The following is a 17,598-nucleotide window of genomic DNA, read 5'->3' as shown; positions in this document are numbered from 1 at the left end:
GTGTTATAATCATTATTAGAAAAAATAAATTATTACTAGAATTAGTTTTAATAAATAGAAAAAATTATTTTAAAAAAAAAGAGTAAAAAAGATGCATTATAATGTTAGTACTGCATCATATAGTCTTGTTGCGTTTTCTTTATACCATTTTATTGTTTCTTCCATTGCATCTTCAAATGTCCATTTAGGTTCCCATCCTAATTTCCTTGTTTTTGATGCATCAAGAGAATATCTTCTATCATGACCTAGACGATCTTCTACATATTGTATGAGAGTTTCAGGTTTTCCTAGTTTTTCAAGTATTAATTTGGTTATTTCAAGATTATTTTTCTCATTTCCTCCACCAATATTATATACTTCTCCAACCTTACCTTTATGTAGTACTGTATCTACTCCTGCACAGTTATCTTCAACGTATATCCAGTCACGTACATTTTTTCCATCACCATATACTGGTAATGGTTCATTATTTATTGCTTTTAATGTGAATAATGGTATTAGTTTTTCTGGGAATTGTCTTGGTCCAAAATTATTACTACTTCTTGTTATTATTACTGGTATATCATAAGTTTTGTAATATGCGTTTACTAGTAAATCTCCACCTGCTTTACTTGCTGAATATGGACTTGATGGATCTATATTATCTGTTTCTTTAAATGAACCTTCCATTATACTACCATATACTTCATCTGTTGAGATTTGAATATATCTTTCTACATCATATTTTCGTACTAGTTCTAATAAGTTTTGTGTACCTAATACATCCGATTTTACAAATGAAGCAGGATTTGTTATTGATTTATCAACATGTGTTTCTGCTGCGAAGTTTACAACATAATCTGCATCTTTCATTGCTTTTGATGCTTCTTCTTCACTTGCTATGTCTCCTTTTATGAAGTTTACATTTACTCCTTTTAGGTTTTCCATATCTCCAGCATATGTTAATTTATCTAATACTGTGATTTCATAGTCATCATATTTATTTGCTATATAGTGAACAAAATTAGAGCCTATAAATCCTGCTCCACCTGTAATCATTATTTTCAAAGTAGTCACCCAATTATATTCTTGAATTATTTTTTATAAATAATAACATTATATTATGATTATTTTTATTGTTTAAAATATTAATAATTATTGAAAACGTGTGAAATTAATTTTTAATCCTAAATATGATACTTATCCAAAATAATTTTATACTTAAAATAATTAATAATTAAATATGAAATTCTTTATAACTGGAGGTAGTGGTCTTTTAGGTGAAAGATTATCTGCCGTTGCTGATAATGATTATGAACTTATTTCATCACATAATGTAAATCCTACTGAAAATACTATTAAATGTGATATTACAAATAAGCAAGAGGTTGAACAAGTCATATTAAAATATGAACCCGATGTAATTATTCATTGTGCTGCTATGACTAATGTGGATTTATGTGAGGATGAGATAGATAAAGCATATGCTATTAATGGAAATGGTACAGGTAATCTTGCTAAAGCTGCTGAAAAGATTGGTGCTAAAATAATTTATGTTTCCACAGATTTTGTATTTGATGGAAAAAATGGTTACTATAAAGAAGAGGATTCTGTTAATCCACTTGGAATTTATGCTAAATCTAAGTATGATGGTGAAATACAATTACAACAATATAGTAATAATTGGGCTATTGCCAGAGTTAGTGTATTGTATGGTTGGCATAATCGACCTAATTTTACAACATGGGTTATTAATCAGTTAAGACAAAATAATCCTATAAATATTGTGACTGATCAAATTAATTCACCTACCTTTGCGGATAATGCTGCTGAAATTATGTTTGAAATTGCAAAACAGGATAAAACAGGTATTTTCCACACTGCAGGTAATGATAGAATTAGTAGATATGATTTTACAAAAAAAATTGCTGAAGAATTTAATTTAAATGAAGATTTAATTAATCCAGTGACTAGTGAAGAATTTGTTCAAAAAGCTCCTAGACCTATGGATTCATCATTAAATGTTAGTAAAGTTGAAAAAGAATTAGGCATTCCTATGGAAACTTGTTCAGAGTCATTGCGTAGAATGGCAGATAGTGAATAAATATTTTTATTTCTTTTTATCTTTTTATACTAGTTACACCAAAAAGTATAAATAGTATAAATAAAAGAGATATGAATAGCCTTTATGTAAGGTTATTTATTTTATTGGTTAAATCCATCTAAATATATAAAAAAAATTTTTTTATATGCGGGGGTGGTCGAGCGGTCAAAGGCGATAGGTTGAGGGCCTATTGAGGTAGTCTCTTCGCGGGTTCGATTCCCGTCTCCCGCATTTAAACTTAAAAAAAAACTATTTCTATAAAAATTTAAAAAAAAGTTAAATTCTAATAGTAACTTTTAAATTAGAACCTTGTTTTAAATCATTTATTAATTCTTTCTTTAAATCAGTAGCAGCTTTATTTGAATTTATCATTAAAGTACGACTACATGTAAATGTACTTTTACGACAAACCATATCTGAGGGATGATTTAAAGTTAGATTAGATGAACCATAACCAATTATAATATCAGAAGCATTATTTGTTTCTAATATTAATTCTATTTTAGTATCATCAGTCATTATAAGTTCTTTTAATTCATCAGGCAAATCATTTAAAGTTTTATCCGAATTAACTCCAATAATACAATCACCTTTTAATGTTAAATATTTATCTGTTGTTATTTCAAAAGTTGATTTATGAAGGGAGGTTACATTTTCATGTCCTGTAGCTATAAAACTATACTCCAAAATTCCACCACCTATTATATGATATTTTCATAATCAAATTCATTATTAGTTATCTTTTTAATACAAACCATGATTGCCATTGATATAAGACTAATCATAACAATCAATGCATAATGATACCAGAAAGTTAATAATAATACTGCTAATACAATATAAATTGAATATATTTCTAAATCATAACCTAATCTACTAATATAAACTAGACCCAATGAAAGTAATACAATTAACAGCACTTCCAGACCAATAATAGGATAACTAGTATTTACATCAAAAAATGCACAGAATAGGTAGATTATTAATGATAAAAAAATGACTAATAAATATTGAATTAAATTTCCTAATTTCATAAATATCATATTTTTATTTTTAATTGATATATTATTATTTATATACAAAACTATAATATTTTTATTAAAATATAATAATAGGATAATTATAATGTATTAAATGATAATATGAATGTTAAAAATTTACCGGATAAAGGAAATTATTGTTTAATAATAAATATGAAAGAAAATACAACAATCAAAATTGGTGCTAAAGGAAATATGGATTTTGAAAAAGGATTTTATGTATATGTGGGTTCTGCATTAGGTACATTATCTAATAGAATAAAACGTCATTTATCTAATGATAAGAAAAAACATTGGCATGCTGATTACTTACTTCTTCATGAAACTACAAAAATAGAACAAGTGATATATACATACTGTACTGAAAAAATAGAATGTGAAATATCCCATGAAATAAACCAAGATACATCAAAATATATTAAATCATTTGGCTGTTCTGACTGTAATTGTAATTCACATTTATATTATTTTGACACTTATGAAGATGCCCTGGAAAGTTGTATAAACTCTTATAAAAAAATAGAATATAAACCATATAAATGGTTTAACTAACATATGAATAAAAGAACTTCTCAAATTCATCGGAATTCATAGGAGTAGGTGATGAAAAATTATCATTATCCATTATAGTATCAATTAAATCATGATATATATTTGATTGATCAGAATCAGGAAATGTTTCTACTACCGTACTTGCCTTAAACTCACTAGTTTGTACAAGATCACTACGTGGAATGATACCAATAACTTTACTTGAAATTAAAGAGGCAAATTCTGTAACAATTTCTACTTCATCCTTCACATTACGACAATTACAAATAATACCACCTAATTTTCCATTTAAACTTTCAATACCTTTCGCAATATTATTAGCTGCATATAATGACATATACTCACCACTAGTTACAATATATACCTCATCAGCATATTCTTCACGTAATGGTACACTAAAACCACCACATACAACATCTCCTAAAACATCATAAATTATTAAATCAGGATTATCATCAAAAGCACCTACTTTATCAAGCAATTTCATTGCAACAATAACACCTCTTCCAGCACAACCTACCCCAGGTTCAGGACCACCTGATTCAACACATAATGTATTATTATACCCACTATATACAATATCATCCAAATCAGGATTTGTTTTTTCTCTAATAGAATCTAAAATTGTAGGGATACGTTTTCCTACAAGTGTTCTTGTTGTATCAGCCTTAGGATCACAACCTATAACAAATGTTGAACCATCATATGCTGCTGCAATATTAGATACAGTTGTAGATTTTCCTATTCCCCCTTTTCCATATATAGCAATTTTTTTAAAAGTCATAACTATTCACTCCTCATTTATTGGTACTTTTTTATACACATGATCATTTTCACGAACAATTCCCTTAATTTTTATTCCAACATATTTATTTGAAGCTTCTTTAACTGATTTACCATCAACTTGCATCGATTTAACTTCTTCAGTTATACTTCCAGTTTTATTTCCCTGAATTATTAATGTATCACCTATCTTTAAATCAGCCCATAATTTTATTTCAGCTACATTAATTTTCTTATAAAAATTAGTTACTTGTCCAATATCTAACTTTTTATATGTTGCTTTATTATCAAAGCTAGTTTTTTTAGGTGTTCTATAGTAAAATCCAGTATCAAATCCCCTATTGAATACTGAACTTAATTCATGCTTCCAGTTAGGTAATAATTCATCACTATATTCATCCCATTTTCCAGATTCGTATAAATCAATTGCACTTCTATAACAGTTCGTTACTGTTGCTACATAATCTGCAGCACGTGCTCTTCCTTCTAATTTAAATGCATCTATTTTTGCATCCATTAAATCAGGAATATGTTCTATTAAACATAAATCACGTGGACTTAATAACCTTGAATGTTCAATTGAATTATTTTCAGGTGTTGTTAAAATCACTTCTTTTTCTTCTGTAGATTTCAGAACCCATTCCTGCCTACATGGTTGTAAACATTCACCACAATTAGCATTTCTATCATAGAAATAAGAACTTAAAAAACACCTACCTGATATTGCTACACACATTGCTCCATGAACAAATGTTTCTATTTCAATGGGTGAATTCTTTTTAATTTGTTTTATATTATCTAATGATAATTCCCTAGATAAAACTGCACGTGTTATACCTAATTCTTTATAAAGTTTTAAAGATTCCGTATTTGTAATATTTGCTTGAACACTTAAATGTAATGGAATAGATGTCTTATTTGCTACATTAATCATACCCATATCTGAAATAATAAGTGCATCTACATCATATTGTTCTAATTTAACTAATTGTTTACTATATTTTTCTAGTTGAGCATCAGTGACAATAGTATTCGTACATACATATAATTGTTTATCATTATCATGACATTGCTGAGATATGTCTTTAATATCATCAATATTAATATTAGCTACATTTGCACGCATATTATAATCAGTAATACCTACATAAACTGCATCTGCATCATTATTTATTGCAGCACTTACTGAACGTTTATCCCTAGCAGGTGCTAATAATTCAACCATACTATCACATACCTAAAATTAAAAAAATAAATAATAAAAAAAGTAGAAGAGCATTTAATCTTCATTATCTTCGAGTTCTGGAGGAATAACTGTTGGATACTCACCAGTTATACAACCTAAACATAAATCTTCCCTTGGAGTTCCAATTGCATCAACAAGTCCTTCAATACTTATATATCCAATAGAATCCACACCTATCTCTTTTCTAATTTCTTCATTTGTTCTGTCAACTGCTAATAACTCTTCTTTAGTTGCCATTGCTATTCCATAATAACATGGAGATATAATTTCAGGACAACCCACTAATAAATGTACTTCTTTTGCTCCTGCATCACGTAACATTTTAATTATGGTTTTAGATGTTGTTCCTCTTACAACACTATCATCCAATACAATTACACGTTTATCTTTAAGTACTGATGAAATAGTATTCATTTTAAGTTTTACTGCAAGATCCCTATCTTTTTGTGTTGGCATGATAAATGTTCTTCCAACATAACGATTTTTTATTAAGCCTTCAGCATATTCTACCCCTGATGCTCTTGAATAAGCTAATGTTGCAGGTATTGCTGAATCAGGAACTGCAATTACAACATCTGCATCAATTGGATATTCTTCAGCCAATTTTTTACCTATATTCATACGTACTTCATAAACACTTTTATCAAAAATTATACTATCAGGTCTTGCAAAATATAAGTACTCAAACATACAATTTGCAGTATGTTCTCCCCTATCTAAATAATAACTACATTCATTACCATTCTCATCAATAGCAAGAATTTCCCCAGGTTCTAATGAACGAATATACTCAATATCTAAGGAATCAAATGCTACTGATTCAGAAGCAACCACTATAAATTCATCACTTTTACCTAAAGACAAAGGTTTCATACCTAATGGATCTCTAACAGCATATAAAATACCATTAATTAGAATTACTAAAGCATATGATCCAATTAATTTAGAACATGTTTTTTTAATTGCTTCAACTGCATCAGGATTCTTATTATATTCATCAATAATCATGTGACAAATTACTTCAGAATCAGTGGTTGATTTAAAATCATGATTTGAATCTAAAAGTTCTTTACGAAGTATACTTGAATTTACAATATCCCCATTGTGTCCCATTGAAATAATAATATTTTCTTTATGTTCTACAAAAGGTGAACAATTTTCATAGGATGAATCACCAGTAGTTGAATAACGTACATGGCCTATTCCTACATTACCATTTAATATATCTAATAAATCATTATCAAACACGTCAGAAACCAAACCCATTCCAACATGTGTATTTATCCGTCCTTCTTTTAAAACACTTATTCCAGCAGATTCTTGTCCTCTATGCTGGAGAGTATATAATCCAGAATAAATCCAAGACGCTACATCTACAGATTCATCATAAGAGTATATACCTATAACACCACATTTATCTTGCAAATCATTTTGCACTTTATGTCTCTCCATTTTATTATAATTAGAAAAATCGAAGTTGAAAGTTAATAGTTAATTATACTATTAGATTTCATTTTTACAATACTTATATTTTAGGTATTTTTACTAGAAAATATTTAAAAATAGATAAAGAGTAAAAATCAATATAATAATAAAATAAAGAATTAGAATAAATTAAAAGAGGTTACGATAGAGTGAAAGTTAACTATGAATGTGCATCATGTATGCTAAGACAATCAAGAGAAGCAATAGAACATGCTGTGGATGATGATGAAAAACGTATGGATGTTACATTAGATGTGTTAACATTTATTGAAAAAAATTTTAAAAAAAATACACGTTCCAACAAATTAGGTACAGACTTACATCACCTTATTATGAAAAAAACAGGAAATAATGATCCTTATAAAGTTTTACGTGAAGAAGGAAATAGTGTTGCTGAAAAATTAATTCCCAGTATTGAAGAAATGATTCAAAAAAATCCTACACTTGAAAACTATGTTAAAGCTGCTGTTGCAGGAAATATTATTGATTTTGGAGCATTAGATCAGACAACTGATATGGAAACTTTAATTAAAAAACAAATAAACAAGCCATTTATAATTAATGATTTAGACAAATTAGATTCAGCACTTACAAAAGCTAATACTATTCTATATTTGGTGGATAATGGTGGAGAAATAGTATTTGATAAATTACTAGTTAAAAAAATAAAAGAAGATTATAATGTTGAAATTATTCTAGCAGTGAAAGAAGGACCAATATTAAATGATGCATTGATGCAAGATGCTGAAAATCTAGAATTATATAAATATGCAACATTAATAACTACTGGTGCTGCTAGTGTAGGGATTGTTGAAGACTACATATCTATTGAAATGACTAATCTTCTTAATAGTGTTGATTTAATAATTAGTAAAGGTATGGGTAATTTTGAAGGATTAACTGAAATGACTATTGAAAAACCCGTATTCTTTTTATTAAGTACTAAATGTAATGTTATATCAAATGAAATTGGTGTTCCTCTAGGTAGTAGTGTAGTTATTAAGAAAAATCTTAACTAAACATATTCATCCCCAATGTTTATTAAATGCTAATACATAATTTGAAATCAATGTAGGATATGTATTTAATAAACCAATCATATTTTTATTTGATATGGATTTACCATTATTTTCAGTAAAGACTAGTAACATTTCCTTATAATCACGTATAATTAATTGTCCTGCTGGAAGATTCATATACTTTATATCCACAGGTATATCTTTAAATATGTTTTCTATAGAAATTTCCTCATCTTTCACTGTGCAAGACCTTGCAGCCAATATTTTTACAGTGATTCCTCTTTTTAATAAATACATAACTTGTTTTTTAAGATTTTCAATCTCAGATGGAATTACAAATCCCAATCTCATAAATATAACATTTTTAGAACGTCTCATCATATTATATTCTTTTTGAATGATTTTATCCACATCTTCAATAGCAGAAATTGGTGTTTTAACATTAGGTAAATTATTTTCATAGATCAAAGTCATATTTTCTATTGTTTCATTTATTTCATCAAATAAATTATTTTTATAGTTAGTTAATGATTCATTTGGAGGTATTATGGTATATTCTAATGGACGACTCATTTTAATTTTAATAAAATCTTTCTTTTCCAAGTTTTCTAACACACTGTAAATTTTAGATCTTGGAACTTTTGATTCTTTACTTATTTCATCTGCTTTTGCAGAGATAAGCTTTAACAATGCCAAATATGCTTTTGATTCATATTCTGTTAAATCAAAATGTTTTAATATTTTTATTTTTTCAGCCATTACTTTCACCAGTTATATTAAAGTTTTAAAAATAAGTATAAAAAACATTTCTATTTTCACTTAGAAGGTTACAAATTATTATATATTCACACCATAAAATTATTATTTATAAAATATAAGGTGATTAAAATGAACAATAACATGTTTTGTTATCAATGTTCTCAAACAGCTAACGGTGAAGGATGTAGAGTAGTAGGAGTTTGTGGAAAAAATGAAACTTTAGCAAGATTACAAGATAATCTTGTTTTTGAATTAAAAGGAATTTCAGCATATGCCTATCAAATGAGAGAATTTGGAGTAATGGATGAAGAAATAAATGCATTTCTTGAAAAAGGATTATACAGTACATTAACTAATGTGAACTTTGATATAACAAGTTGTATTGACTTAGCTATTGAAGCAGGACACATCAATACTAAAGCTATGGCAGGATTGAAAGAAGCACATATTAGAAATTACGGTGAACCTGTTCCTGTTGAAGTCAAAAAAGGTGCAAGTAAAGGACATGGTATTATTGTAACAGGTCATGATCTTAAAGTACTTGAAGAATTATTAAAACAGACTGAAGGTAAGGGAATTAATATATACACCCATAGTGAAATGTTAATAGCTCATGGATATCCAGAACTTAAAAAATACGAACATTTGAAAGGTCAACTTGGTGGACCCTGGTTTGATCAAAAAGAAACATTCACCAAATATAAAATACCTGTAATTGTAACAACTAATTGTGGACTTATACCTGCAGATGAATATGCAGACCGTATATATACAACAGGTATTGTACAATTACCCAACATACCACATATTGATAATTATGATTTTTCAGAAGTTATAGAACAAGCATTATCACTACCAGAACTTAAAGAAGAAGAAAAAACTACATATACAACAGGATTTGGAAAAACAACAGTCCTATCTCTTGCTGATAAAATTAAAGAAGCCGTACTTAGAGGTAAAATAAAACAATTCTTTGTGATGGGTGGTTGCGATGTTCCTTACAAAAAAGAAATGAACTATTACACTGAATTTGCAAAGCAATTACCTGAAGACACAGTGATTTTAGCAGTAGGTTGTGGAAAATACCGATTTAATGATTTAGACCTTGGAGATATTGATGGAATTCCAAGATTAATTGATTTAGGTCAATGTAATGATGCTATAGTAGGAGCTGAAATTTTAATGGCATTAACTGAAGTATTTGATATGGGCTTAAATGATTTACCAGTGACATTTGTATTAAGTTGGATGGAACAAAAAGCTGTGTCAATTCTTTGGAGTTTATTAGCTCTTGGTCTTACAAATATACATATTGGCCCTATTCTTCCTGCATGGATTGATAAACCAATACTCGATATTTTAGTTAAAACTTTTGATTTAAAATTAATTTCAACACCAGAAGAAGATATTAAAGAAATTTTAGGAGAATAAAAATTCCCCTACCTCTTTTTATTAAAATTAGTTTAAGCTTTAGGATTTGTTGTTGTATTTAGTATCTCTGAAAATTCAAGATCTGCTTCCCATTTTGTTTTACATTCACATGCGAACTCATCTAATTCTTTAGGAATTTCTTGTTTTAAATTAGATTCAATTATTAAACTTTTTAATTTTGCATTACATTTTTTACAATTAAATGGCCCTCTTCTTGTTCCAAAACCTGCAGTATCCATTATCATAGGCAAATCCACATTATTTCGAACTTGTTTTATTATTTCCACAGTACTCCAAATCCATGGAGGATTATATGATCCTCTTTTCCATAAATAATCCATTAATGTACCACCATGTACTGTTGATGGACAATATGCTAATCTTTTCACACCTACTTCTTTTGCATAAGTAGCTGATTCAATAGATTCTTTAATTGCATCTTTTTCAGATAATAATATTGGTTTTACAAGTAAGTATGCTTTTGCACGGATATCATATCCAGTTATATTATTTATTATGTTAACTGCTTTTTCAAAGGATGCATTTGTTATACCTTTGTTAATTTTATTTAAACGAGTATCTTCATTAGAAGTCTCAAGACCAATACCAATTTCAAATATTTTATTAGGAATTAGAGCACCCAATCGTTTAAGTGAATCTTCATTAATGAATTCAGGTTTTGATTCAACAATTACTTCTTTTATATTGTCATATTTATTAAATTCATTGAAGATATGTTCTTGAACTTTTTTATCTACTTCATTATTATTTAAAAAACTACCTGATACAAAAAGTTTTATTGCAACATTTTCATGTGAGGTTATGTCTGTTTTATTTAACTGTTTATCCCATTCATTATCAAATATTTCAATTAACTCATCATCACCTATTTCACATAATGGTGAATCTGCTATATAACTACACATAGTACATCCACCACTTTTAGTAGCCCATTCACATCCAGAAGTAGGAAGTACTATAAAAATTGTATAACCTACTGAATCATATAATCTATCTTCATTAGCCCAACTTGCAGCATAAGCTTGTAATGGTTTTTTATTTTTTTTCTTTCCATTTTGTTTTTAATATTTTCAATTGAATGTTCTCTTATTTGTTTATTTATAACTTGTACTTCCATACCTAATCCTCTTTTTACTTATTTTTTAATTAAAAGAATTAATAATATCCTCCAACAATCGTAATGATTTTACTCTATCTTTACCTATTGGAGAACCTACTACAAATTCATTAACTCCTAATTCTTGAAGAACTTCTATTTTATTCATTATTTGTTCAGGATTACCACAGACTGCAAAGGCATTAACCATATCATCAGTAATTAATGAAACTGCTCGTTTAAAATCATATTTTGATAAACAATCCCTAACTTGAGCTGCTATATCCAGTGAAATATCATGACGTTTTAATACAACTTCAGGTGCTCCACCAAGAATAAAAGCTACTACTATTCTTGCATTATCATATGCCTTATTCATATCTTCATCAATACTACATGCTGTATATGCAGCATAATTAAATTTATTTTTTGAAATGGATGATTTATTTAAACCATTATTAATTAATGGAATTGCTATTTCAAAATCTTTTGGATTTGATGCATTAATTAATGACCCATCAGCAACTTCCCCTGATGCTTCTAACATTTTAGGACCTTGAGCTGCCATATATATTGGAATATTATCTTGAATTTTTAAAGTTCCACTTAAACAAGCCCCTTGTTCTAATTTACCACCATTTAATAATGTTCGTACAGTATTTACAGCTTCCTTTACTGTTTTTAATGGTTTTTTCCAAGATAAGTTTAGTGTTTCCATTGTTGCCTTATCACCAGGACCTACTCCCACTAATGCTCTACCTTCAGATATTTCATCAAGAGTAGATGTTGCAGCAGCAATTGTTACGGGATTTCGAACATAGGGATTTGACACTCCAGCACCCATTTTAATAGTACTTGTTTCATATGCTGCAATAGCTAAAACTTCAAATACATCCCTGTTATTATAGTGATCAGTTATCCATAGATTTTCAAATCCAATATCTTCTGATGTTTTTATTATTTCAATTATATTAGATATTGGTTCATTAGGAAGTAATTCCAAACTAAATTTCAATATTAATCCCCCAGTTCTTATTATATAATATAATTCAATTAAATAGTTAATTATATACTTTGAAAAAAGAAAAAAGCTATTCTAATTATTAAGAACTAATTTTATATTAATAAGTATTATATTTCCTATTAATTATTATGTTTTAACTAAGTTCTATAGTTTATTATATCTTATTATATAATATATAGAAAAAATTTCAAAATAATTAGATTAAAATAAAAATAGATAAAAATTAAAAAAAATAAAAAGAGTTTAGAATGGTAATGATATATATCGAGTTACACTTCCAGAATTACTCCAGTTTACTATATTACCAAATGTATTTGATGCAGATGTTGCATCACATTTATACCAAACACCATTAACGTAAAGTTCAGCCCATACATGTCCTGTAACTAATCCACTACGGAAATAACAAGTTGCATGACAATAACGTGCAGGAATATTTGCAGTACGTGCCATAGCTATCACTAAGTGTGCCATATCAACACAATTACCATATCCCCTAGATAAAGTACCTACTGCACCATATCTTGTATTATAATAACCACTATAATCAGTATGATCATTTACATAATTAAATATTGCCTTAGCTTGATTATATGTTCCTGAAACTCCACTTATTGCAGTTAGCATAGCATTATAAATACTTGTTGCATTTACTTCACAGTTTGTAGTAGCTACAACATATTGTTCATAACCAGAAGGTACAGAACCCATATTTCCTGTATTATTATTAGTCGTGTTACTATTATTGTTACTTCCACCAATACTACTTACATCAATAAGAACTGCATAATTTGAATCTACACCTTTATTATAAGTATATGCAACAATTCTAGAATATAAGTAAACAGTATCATTGAAACTCATAGAAATACTATCACTTACTTTTATAGATTTAGGATTTCTACCATTAATTGCATAACAATTTACAATAGTTTTTGCTAAAGAGATATATTCTGCCTTATAAATTTTACTACCTACACCTGATGTTACAGACACATTATTTTGTACAAAGTTACCTGAATAAAATGAACTATTACCTGCATAAATTTCACATAGTAAATATAAAAAATCACTTGGTGATAATTTATCAGTACCTACTGTAATATAATTAGGTAATCTACCATTTTTTTCAATGAATGTTTTTGTATCATTAGCTTTTTTTATTATTTGACTGTATGTATATTTAGATAATGTTGTTTGAACTCGCAAAACAGAATTTGCCTTACTCTCATTTAAAACACTATTTCCACCATAAACAACAGATATATTATAAATACCTGTTGATAAACCAGTAGTATCATAATAAATTGATGCTACACCATTAGTTACATTAACTGTTCCAATAGTTTTTCCATTAATTTTAAATGAAGATTTACCACTTGTTACAGCAACTCCTTTTGAATCAAAGATTTTAGCTGTTAAATTTATTTTATTATTTGATTTGACAAAAAATAAACTCACCATATCAATGATTGAATTACTTTTTACAACTGTACTATTGAGTTTTATAGTATTATTAATAGTTTTAGTATTTGTAAAACTACTTTCACCAGATATTACTGTTAATACATATGATTTAGTAGTATCAGATATTGTATAATTTATATATGCATACCCATTATTTGTTCTATTACTTCCAATAGTTACTCCATTTATTTTAAAAGCTACTTTTGTATCATTTAATGCATAACCATAACTATCTTTTATATAAACAGTTATCATTACATTAGATGATATATTTTTATATGTAGTTGTTATAGAAACATTATTTTTACTAATAGTTAATGTTTTACTTAATTCAGTACCATAAGTAGTTAATGTATCCCCTACTTTAACTGTTAAATTATATGTTTTTGCAGACCATAATGGAATTGTATAAGTTAAGGATATTTTTCCATCCTGTATTTTTGTTTTTCCAATAGTATTTCCATTTATTTTAAAGACAGCTGCTTGATTTTCTAATGCTGTTAAATTATTAGATTTAACTGTTGCATTAAAAGTTATTGTTTCATGGGGATGTGCTTCAATTGAGTTCATTTCCAAAGTTATATTTGATTTTGTATCTGTGCTTGTTTTTAAGGAATTTTTGTTTAAATTACTTGAAGTTAAACCATTATTATTCGTTTGATTACTGGATGTCGTGTTTGTTACTAGTAAATTATTAGTATCCACTAAATTAGATTCATTGCTTAAATTATCATTGATTGATTCAATATTTGATTTGTTAGTATTTGTATTATCATAAGAACTGTTTAATATTTCAGAAGTACCATGTGAATTAACAATAGAACTACTATAATCCTCGTTTGATGTTACATTAGAATCTATTGCTGAAACTGTACTTAAACTAATGATTACAGCTACTAAGAAAATCAAAATTAAATTTCGCTTAATCTTACCGCCTCCTCATAATAAACCAAAATATGAATTATTAATTCGATTAAGTAAGTCATATATTTTATATAATTTAATAAAATTACATAACTTAATATTCTGATTTTTTTTATTTGATAATCAATTTTTTTTACTTTAAAAAAAAATTAATAAGCTCTGAAATTTAAGAATCTATTTTAAATCCTTACCTAATGTTATATATTAATAAGTATTTAAATATATAGTCGTAACATATAAATAATAGGATTAAAAATCATTAATTTTAGTAAAATAAATAATTTTAAGAGACAAAAAGTAAACCATAAAGTATATATATAACATATTACAAAGTTTATATTGTACTTGAAGTACAACATTTGATAGTCCCGTAGGGTAGTGGCAATCCTCCTGGTCTTTGGAACCGGGGACAGCGGTTCGACTCCGCTCGGGACTACTATTTATAAAAAACTTATTTTAAAAATTTTATCTTTATAAAAAAAAACTAAATTATTTTATATAACAATTACAATAATATAAATAAGGAGTGTATTGTTATATGGCTTATGAAAATGTTTTAAAAGAATACTTAGATGAAGATCCAGAAAGAAAAGTAAAACTATTTAAAATATACACAAGAATTTTAATAATATCTACATTTTTAATTGCATTTGGTGTATTTATGTTTATACTTATTGAATTCGGAATAATATAATTAACTTTTCTCTTTTTTTGAAATATATGAATTATATACTAATTTTTGTACTTGTTGTGCTCTACTCATAGCATTTTCTAAAATTCTATCATCAGTTAATATAGTAGCTAGAGGTTCTCCTTTTTTAAACAAATAATTACATTCAGATATATCATGAACATAAGAACTATTAAATAAACCATAATACCCTGATTTAATAGCATATGGAATTAATTTAACAGCAAACTTTTGAACATTAGGTATATTTACAGGAACATTTTTACAAGCATTAATATGAGCTTCAGCCATATTCATATTAAAACTACGTTCCAAACACTCAAAAGTACCTTGAATTCTAGGATTTACCTCAATAACATACACCTTATTATCATTCAAAATAAAATCAACACCATTAGAACCAACCAATTTACACATTTTAGAAATCTTCCTAGAAATATTTAAAAGTTTATCATTATAATTAACATATGGTGTTATATTACCACAATAACTGAAATCACTAGCTCCTAAACTATTAGAACCAATAATTTGATCAGAAGCAGAAACCATTGTAATATCATGATTAGAATATGATAAAAAAGAGCTACTTATAGAACTACCCTGAATATATTCCTGAAGTAAAAAAGAACAATTTACTTCCATATCATCATTAAACCAACCAATACCCATACCACCAGTCCCATATATTGGTTTAACAATAAATTCCTTATCCGGAAAATTTTTAACAATTTCCTTAGCTTCACCAATAGTATCTAATTTATAAGTATCCGGCAATAAAAAGTTTTTATGTAAAAGTTTAAAAAGCTTATATTTATTATTAATAAAATCAGTATCAACATTACCTATAATCTTATTTCTAGGAAAACGAGATACATCAACATCACTTGTACATATAATATAATCCACTTCATTAACAAAATCCAAAGCAATATTTTCTAAATCCCTTAAATTAAAACTATTTCCAGAAGGTACTAATAATTTATCAACAAAATCTCTTTGATCTATTAAATCATAAAAACTTGTTGCATAAACAACATATCCTAATTTTTTAAGTGACTTAGATAATGCACGAGTATTTGATCCAACAATTAATATCTTAGTAATAATAATACAACCTTTAAAATTTAGAATTAAATAATTAAAATAATTTATGTAAATAATAAGATAAGTATTTAAGTAATTAAATATGTAAAATCAAAACTCCATGAAAAATAATTCTAAAATAAATTTAATTATAAAAATAAAATAAGAATTAGTTAAAAACTAGAAAAAAGGTTAAAAAAAAGAATAATCATGGAAAATCCATGAAATTATTCAGATTCCCTTGCATCAATGTTTTTCTTAATAACTTTAAGTTGTGCAAAGCTTTCCCTTTCCATTTCCTCTAAACGCATTTCAATAAATGAAATAGTATTATTAATACGAGGAATAATTACATGCTCTAAAGCATTTACTCTTCTTTTTGTTGCTTCTACTTCCTGAGCTAACATAATAATTGTTTTCTCAATTTCACCAAGTTCAATGATAATCTTAATAGATTCTTCAAATTCCTTAGCTGCAATATCCAAGTTTGCAGAAGTTCCAGCAAAACCATAACCTCTGCTAATTACATCATTATGAGTAGCATGACTATTCACAACAGGGACAGAAACACCCATAATACTTCTAGAACTTATATCGAGTTCAATTGATTCTCTAACAGATAAAGCTGCTCTTTTAACTGCCATATCTCCCATGTCTATTTGAGCTTTGTTTAGTTCTGAATAAGCTAATGCTAATTTCTTTTCAACTTCATCTCTGGAACCTTGAACACGGTCTAGAATTTCGAAAAACTCCTTAATAAGAGCATCTCTTTTTTCTTTAAGAAGACTATGACCTTTTGTAGACAGTTTAGCTCTGTCTTTTAGATTAAGAAGTTCATTTCGTGTTGGATTAACTCCATCCAATTTTTCATTTGCCATCTTCTAGCCCCCTTCA

18 protein-coding genes and 2 tRNA genes are annotated in these 17,598 nt (G+C 27.3%); 7 read left to right on the top strand and 13 right to left on the bottom strand.

Annotated features, from left to right (window positions below; translation table 11 throughout):
* Positions 1 to 96: 96 nt before the first annotated feature.
* Positions 97 to 1,038, bottom strand: coding sequence for a dTDP-glucose 4,6-dehydratase (rfbB, locus tag NL43_RS02360; RefSeq protein ID WP_198923182.1), 942 nt, complete (start codon positions 1,036 to 1,038; stop codon positions 97 to 99).
* Between the two features lie 184 nt (positions 1,039 to 1,222).
* Here rfbB and rfbD point away from each other — a divergent pair, with 184 nt between their 5' ends.
* Entirely contained in the window at positions 1,223 to 2,083 is an 861-nt protein-coding gene (rfbD, locus tag NL43_RS02355; protein WP_069592442.1) for a dTDP-4-dehydrorhamnose reductase, read from the top strand.
* A gap of 147 nt (positions 2,084 to 2,230) precedes the next feature.
* Positions 2,231 to 2,314 (top strand) — tRNA-Leu (locus NL43_RS02350).
* Positions 2,315 to 2,359: 45 nt separating this feature from the next.
* On the opposite strand, the gene NL43_RS02345 is transcribed toward NL43_RS02350, so the two are convergent.
* Positions 2,360 to 2,770, bottom strand: a complete 411-nt coding sequence (locus tag NL43_RS02345; protein ID WP_069592441.1) for a DUF371 domain-containing protein — start codon at positions 2,768 to 2,770, stop codon at positions 2,360 to 2,362.
* Positions 2,771 to 2,784: 14 nt separating this feature from the next.
* The gene (locus NL43_RS02340; protein ID WP_069592440.1) at positions 2,785 to 3,117 is read right to left on the bottom strand and encodes a hypothetical protein; all 333 of its coding nucleotides are present in this window, start codon (positions 3,115 to 3,117) and stop codon (positions 2,785 to 2,787) included.
* A gap of 108 nt (positions 3,118 to 3,225) precedes the next feature.
* On the opposite strand from NL43_RS02340, the gene NL43_RS02335 reads away from it, so the two are divergent.
* A complete protein-coding gene (locus tag NL43_RS02335) occupies positions 3,226 to 3,675 on the top strand; it encodes a DUF123 domain-containing protein (RefSeq protein ID WP_069592439.1) in 450 nt (149 codons plus the stop codon).
* Here the strand turns inward: NL43_RS02335 and cfbC are convergent.
* From cfbC to purF, 3 genes are read right to left on the bottom strand one after another with little or no spacing between them, the layout of a single operon-like run.
* Positions 3,668 to 4,459, bottom strand: a complete 792-nt coding sequence (gene cfbC / locus NL43_RS02330; protein ID WP_069592438.1) for a Ni-sirohydrochlorin a,c-diamide reductive cyclase ATP-dependent reductase subunit — start codon at positions 4,457 to 4,459, stop codon at positions 3,668 to 3,670. The two genes, NL43_RS02335 and cfbC, sit on opposite strands and share 8 nt — an antisense overlap.
* 6 nt (positions 4,460 to 4,465) lie before the next feature.
* On the bottom strand, positions 4,466 to 5,683 hold the full coding sequence (locus NL43_RS02325; RefSeq protein WP_069592437.1) for a U32 family peptidase: 1,218 nt from the start codon (positions 5,681 to 5,683) through the stop codon (positions 4,466 to 4,468).
* Between the two features lie 54 nt (positions 5,684 to 5,737).
* Positions 5,738 to 7,156 carry an amidophosphoribosyltransferase gene (gene purF / locus NL43_RS02320; protein ID WP_198923180.1) on the bottom strand — a complete coding sequence of 473 codons (1,419 nt, stop codon included), beginning with the start codon at positions 7,154 to 7,156 and terminating at the stop codon, positions 5,738 to 5,740.
* Positions 7,157 to 7,338: 182 nt separating this feature from the next.
* On the opposite strand from purF, the gene NL43_RS02315 reads away from it, so the two are divergent.
* Complete coding sequence (locus NL43_RS02315) at positions 7,339 to 8,208, top strand: DUF89 domain-containing protein (RefSeq protein WP_069592436.1); 870 nt, start codon at positions 7,339 to 7,341, stop codon at positions 8,206 to 8,208.
* A 6-nt stretch (positions 8,209 to 8,214) separates the two neighbouring features.
* Here the strand turns inward: NL43_RS02315 and NL43_RS02310 are convergent, their stop codons facing one another.
* Positions 8,215 to 8,967: a TrmB family transcriptional regulator gene (locus NL43_RS02310; RefSeq protein WP_069592435.1), complete on the bottom strand. Its 753-nt coding sequence runs from the start codon at positions 8,965 to 8,967 to the stop codon at positions 8,215 to 8,217.
* A gap of 129 nt (positions 8,968 to 9,096) precedes the next feature.
* On the opposite strand from NL43_RS02310, the gene hcp reads away from it, so the two are divergent.
* Positions 9,097 to 10,398 carry a hydroxylamine reductase gene (hcp, locus tag NL43_RS02305; protein ID WP_069592434.1) on the top strand — a complete coding sequence of 434 codons (1,302 nt, stop codon included), beginning with the start codon at positions 9,097 to 9,099 and terminating at the stop codon, positions 10,396 to 10,398.
* 32 nt (positions 10,399 to 10,430) lie between these two features.
* Here hcp and NL43_RS02300 read toward each other — a convergent pair whose 3' ends face one another.
* The 4 genes from NL43_RS02300 to NL43_RS02290 form a co-directional block, all read right to left on the bottom strand.
* Positions 10,431 to 11,378, bottom strand: coding sequence for an archaeosine biosynthesis radical SAM protein RaSEA (locus tag NL43_RS02300; protein ID WP_241776203.1), 948 nt, complete (start codon positions 11,376 to 11,378; stop codon positions 10,431 to 10,433).
* A 14-nt stretch (positions 11,379 to 11,392) separates the two neighbouring features.
* Positions 11,393 to 11,536 carry a hypothetical protein gene (locus NL43_RS08410; RefSeq protein ID WP_241776201.1) on the bottom strand — a complete coding sequence of 48 codons (144 nt, stop codon included), beginning with the start codon at positions 11,534 to 11,536 and terminating at the stop codon, positions 11,393 to 11,395.
* A 25-nt stretch (positions 11,537 to 11,561) separates the two neighbouring features.
* Positions 11,562 to 12,530 carry a 5,10-methylenetetrahydromethanopterin reductase gene (locus tag NL43_RS02295; protein ID WP_069592433.1) on the bottom strand — a complete coding sequence of 323 codons (969 nt, stop codon included), beginning with the start codon at positions 12,528 to 12,530 and terminating at the stop codon, positions 11,562 to 11,564.
* Positions 12,531 to 12,782: 252 nt separating this feature from the next.
* Entirely contained in the window at positions 12,783 to 14,915 is a 2,133-nt protein-coding gene (locus NL43_RS02290; protein WP_069592432.1) for a transglutaminase domain-containing protein, read from the bottom strand.
* 379 nt (positions 14,916 to 15,294) lie between these two features.
* On the opposite strand from NL43_RS02290, the gene NL43_RS02285 reads away from it, so the two are divergent.
* Positions 15,295 to 15,366, top strand: a tRNA-Gln gene (locus tag NL43_RS02285).
* 102 nt (positions 15,367 to 15,468) lie between these two features.
* The gene (locus NL43_RS08340) at positions 15,469 to 15,624 is read left to right on the top strand and encodes a hypothetical protein (RefSeq protein ID WP_198923179.1); all 156 of its coding nucleotides are present in this window, start codon (positions 15,469 to 15,471) and stop codon (positions 15,622 to 15,624) included.
* Here the strand turns inward: NL43_RS08340 and NL43_RS02280 are convergent, their stop codons facing one another.
* Both NL43_RS02280 and NL43_RS02275 read right to left on the bottom strand, forming a co-directional pair.
* On the bottom strand, positions 15,625 to 16,545 hold the full coding sequence (locus tag NL43_RS02280; RefSeq protein ID WP_158005540.1) for an ATP-grasp domain-containing protein: 921 nt from the start codon (positions 16,543 to 16,545) through the stop codon (positions 15,625 to 15,627).
* Positions 16,546 to 16,931: 386 nt separating this feature from the next.
* The gene (locus tag NL43_RS02275; protein ID WP_069592430.1) at positions 16,932 to 17,582 is read right to left on the bottom strand and encodes a V-type ATP synthase subunit D; all 651 of its coding nucleotides are present in this window, start codon (positions 17,580 to 17,582) and stop codon (positions 16,932 to 16,934) included.
* Between the last annotated feature and the right edge of the window lie 16 nt (positions 17,583 to 17,598).

This window comes from Methanosphaera sp. WGK6, assembly GCF_001729965.1.
Taxonomy (GTDB): domain Archaea; phylum Methanobacteriota; class Methanobacteria; order Methanobacteriales; family Methanobacteriaceae; genus Methanosphaera.
This window is presented reverse-complemented; position numbering and strand designations above follow the sequence as displayed.